The 1,923-nt window shown below is 34.4% G+C and carries 2 protein-coding genes; one reads left to right on the top strand and one right to left on the bottom strand.

The features are described 5' to 3' along the window. Positions 1 to 451: 451 nt before the first annotated feature. The gene (locus A5875_RS23045; protein ID WP_176244798.1) at positions 452 to 739 is read right to left on the bottom strand and encodes a helix-turn-helix domain-containing protein; all 288 of its coding nucleotides are present in this window, start codon (positions 737 to 739) and stop codon (positions 452 to 454) included. Between the two features lie 637 nt (positions 740 to 1,376). Here A5875_RS23045 and A5875_RS24260 point away from each other — a divergent pair. Then, positions 1,377 to 1,538: a hypothetical protein gene (locus tag A5875_RS24260; protein WP_254911934.1), complete on the top strand. Its 162-nt coding sequence runs from the start codon at positions 1,377 to 1,379 to the stop codon at positions 1,536 to 1,538. The last annotated feature ends 385 nt before the right edge of the window (positions 1,539 to 1,923 follow it).

Consider the following 1,923-nt stretch of genomic DNA (forward strand, 5'->3'; position numbering starts at 1 on the left):
AGATACCTACCAAATAGGCTAAACCATTACATATCTGTCTCTTATACACATCTAGATGTGTATAAGAGACAGGCGTGATACAGACTTGACGCCTTACTGGCGAACGCTAAAAAATAAAGGTGAGATCAATCCAAAATACCCCGGCGGCGTGGAAGCCCAGTGAGAAAAGCTTGACGCTGAAGGCCACACGATCATTCGCCGCGGAAGAAAAAATTTCCGTTATTATGTTGAAAATTACGAAGAAGCAATGTGTGAGTTATAGCCGTTTTTTTTTTATGAAGACGGTTTTTAATTTTTTTTAAACATTTTGCTTGATGCAAATCATTAATATCTTTTGATAAGCCTCTTATACACATCTAGATGTGTATAAGAGTTCTTTAATACTCAGTTTGAAATATCTAAAAGAGATATTAGCTCTTAGACAACTAGTCATTGTTTCATTCGAACAGTCTTATTTTCGAAAGATAAGTTGATATCCCGATCCCCAAACAGTTTTAAGACAAACATAATCCATTTTCTCTTCAGATAGCTTTATCTTAATTTTCTTTACCATACTTGATAATTGGGATTTAGCTGAGTTTGTATCAGACTTATTAAAGACAACCTTGCACAGTTGCTCTCTCGGAACAGGTTTTCCATCGGCTTCTAATAGCTCTTTTACAACCTCTTGTTCTTTTTTAGTAAATGGTAAATCATAAATTATTTCATTGAAAGCATACTTATCAAAAGTTGCATTCACTTTTTTTATGTCACTTGAACCTGTCTCTTATACACATCTACATGTGTATAAGAGACAGGGTAGAGTGTAAAGAGGAGATTATATTCAAATTTATTTATCAACAAAATAATGTTTATTATTATTTGAGAGCATCATAACCTTGTAGACACGGGAGAATTTTGTATATTAGCGTATTCTTGAAAAGTCTTACTTAAAAATTCTAAGCAACAACTTATCTACATTTCCCTTGAAAAAAATCTAAAATGAGTTCTCGAAAACAGAAAATCATGATTTCTTTCTAAATACTCGATTAAAATGCAAAAGAGCCGATTTCCATTCGCACCTTTTTCATCATTCTTTTGGTCTGTGGAAGTTTGTCCGCTATCGAAGAATTTCTAATCGTATCAACGACAAAAAAACTGGCTAAAAATGTGCCGACTATTCTAAATAAAAAATAAACTGTCTCATTGCAGGATGTTTTTATACTCGGTACACTAGTAATAGGAATTGCGCGCGTAATGACTAGCTTATTAAGATGTTAGGAGGTGGCCCTCAGGATCAAAAGGGTTTCAATGCTCTGCTGAAGGAAGACAAGGACATGCTGAAGATGCAGATCGTCACGGCTGAGGCAAAGATCAAACGCTAAGGCGGAACAAAAATGTACTTTGCACCCCCGCGGAATTATGATGCATTGATCAAAAAAATCCCTTATGGAAAAATCATCACGACTGGTGCAATCAGGGAATATCTAGCAAAACAAAATGACGGTGATTTCACCGAACCAATCACCTGTCTCTTATACACATCTAGATGTGTATAAGAGACAGCAGTAAAGGTGGGTCAATTTTTTATTATTTGCTAGATTCAATTGTTCTATGAATCCATTACTACTCTCTTATACACATCTAGATGTGAATAAGAGACAGATATTTGATTGACAGTAAAGGTGGGTCAATTTTTTATTATTTGCTAGATTCAATTGTTCTATGAATCCATTACTACTCTCTTATACACATCTAGATGTGTATAAGAGACAGGCTTTAAGAGTATATTTGATTGACAGTAAAGGTGGGTCAATTTTTTATTATTTGCTAGATTCAATTGTTCTATGAATCCATTACTACAATCTAACTCTATTAGTTCTGTGTTCTTGCTGACATCCAAATTCACGATTCCAGTGTTTGCGCATTTGAGTGTTTTCAATT

Source organism: Enterococcus sp. 3H8_DIV0648, assembly GCF_002140655.1.
Classification (GTDB): domain Bacteria; phylum Bacillota; class Bacilli; order Lactobacillales; family Enterococcaceae; genus Enterococcus_A; species Enterococcus_A hulanensis.